The sequence below is a fragment of the uncultured Legionella sp. genome (assembly GCF_937871865.1).
GTDB lineage: Bacteria > Pseudomonadota > Gammaproteobacteria > Legionellales > Legionellaceae > Legionella.
On the sequence record NZ_CALMPD010000284.1, the window covers coordinates 1 to 1740 of the forward strand.

Here is a 1740-nt window from a genome sequence, read left to right on the forward strand (position 1 = left end):
CCTAATCAGTTTGAAATGGATTATTTAATGCAATTTAAAAAAGCCGCTTAACTAGAGTGTATCAAATTAGTTGACCACATCAGGTATTACAGTGGAAAGCACAACCCACGTCATCCCGAGCACAGCGAGGGATCTACTGTCTTGCAAGTCAAGCAATAAAAGATGGTTCACTACACATGAACGCTATTAGGAACTCGTTTCAAAATCAGAGTTCCAATTCTTTTGATCCCGGACCATCGCATTTAAAGTGATAATGATTTTTCTCATTACAGCCACAATTGCGACTTTAGCGGGCTTCCCCTTTTCCATCATTCGTTGATACATCTCTTTGAGCTTGATGTTATACCTAATAGCAACTAATGCTCCCATATATACAAGGCGACGTGCATTAAATCGTCCACCCACAATTTTTCGTTTTCCTACTTTTTTGCCACTGTCATTATTTTTTGGGGCGACACCAAGTATTGAAGCAATATGGCTTCTATTCATTTTTCCTAACTCCGGTACAAGACATACTAATCCTGCCCCAATCGCTGGACCAATACCTTTAAATGTCTGTAACCGCTTAAATAGCTCATCTTTAATAGGACATGCTTTAATCAACTGCTCTATTGCAGCCTCAATTAATTTTTTCTCAGCTTCTAGAAAAGTAATTTTACGCTTTATAGAACGCTTAACAGGTGGGCTAAGTGGTCTTGATAAGCGACACTTTTCGTCATGTAAATCATCAACAATTTGAGCACGACGATTAATTAGCTCACGCAGTTCATTTTGTTCTTTAATATGTTCAACATTAGCTTCAACCTGTTCTTGCTTTGCATATTCTGCGATGATCTGAGCATCTTTTTTATCAGTTTTTGCAAAATATCCTTTCTGCTTAGCGAAATAATGTACTCTGTTAGAATGGGCCAAGTGGGTTGATATGCCTTGTTCTTGACTTACATAGAGTAAGTTTTTTTCTAAACCACCGGTATTTTCCATAACTATTAACAGTTCTTCGTTATTTTTTTTAAGTTTTTTAAGAAAAGAACGTATTGATTTTTCATCATTTTCTACTGTACACCATTGCCCTGTTTGACTTTCATATATATCCAACTTGTCTTTTGACACGTCGACGCCTACAATTTGCCTCGGGGTATTGGTATTTTTCATTATGCTGCCTTATTAGTTATTAGTCTCATGATTGTTATACGAACTTTAAGTTCACTCTACTGTTCGAGATCTTTTAACAAAGCAAGGTAGCGTATGAATGATCCTCACGTTCTTTTAAGAACAATCTCCAGATGATACTACTACCCTGCGCCCTTACTCATTCGCTAAAATGAGTAAGGGAATTTTTACATCTTTCATAACTTAAAGCACTCAACAGAAGCTTATATTTTTAAAGATACAATCTTCTTTTATTGCCCTTCGCTATACCTGTAATAAAATGAATATTGGATAACAACGCATCAGCTTTATTTAACCGGGGAATTAATGTATCTCCGAGGCCATCTTCGCTACTCCAAATTATGACATTACCTAGTATCGACTTCGTTCCATCTGGCCAAAATCCGCCACGACTTATAATAGCAGCTAAGTCCATACAAAGCGTTGTTTTACCTGTACCAGGCGCACCACCTAATATATGTATTTTTCCTGATGCAAGCCATCCATCCCAAAGCCAATTAATATTCTCTGATGCTATTTCTGCAGCACAGATAGTTTCCACTCTCGTTACTGATTCGTTTAGCTGTCTAG

2 protein-coding genes are annotated in these 1740 nt (G+C 37.2%); both read right to left on the reverse strand.

Translation table 11 applies throughout. The annotated features are described in order from the left end of the window. Nucleotides 1-186: 186 nt before the first annotated feature. Entirely contained in the window at nt 187-1152 is a 966-nt protein-coding gene (locus Q0495_RS15200) for an IS110 family transposase (RefSeq protein WP_298627792.1), read from the reverse strand. Nucleotides 1153-1381: 229 nt separating this feature from the next. After that, on the reverse strand, nt 1382-1740 hold a 359-nt coding region (locus Q0495_RS15205), incomplete at its 5' end, for an AAA family ATPase (RefSeq protein WP_298627794.1).

What these genes read in the sequence shown, in the direction of transcription:
- Q0495_RS15200 (WP_298627792.1), bottom strand. Translation starts at nt 1,152, where the DNA reads ATGAAAAATACCAATACCCCGAGGCAAATTGTAGGCGTCGACGTGTCA.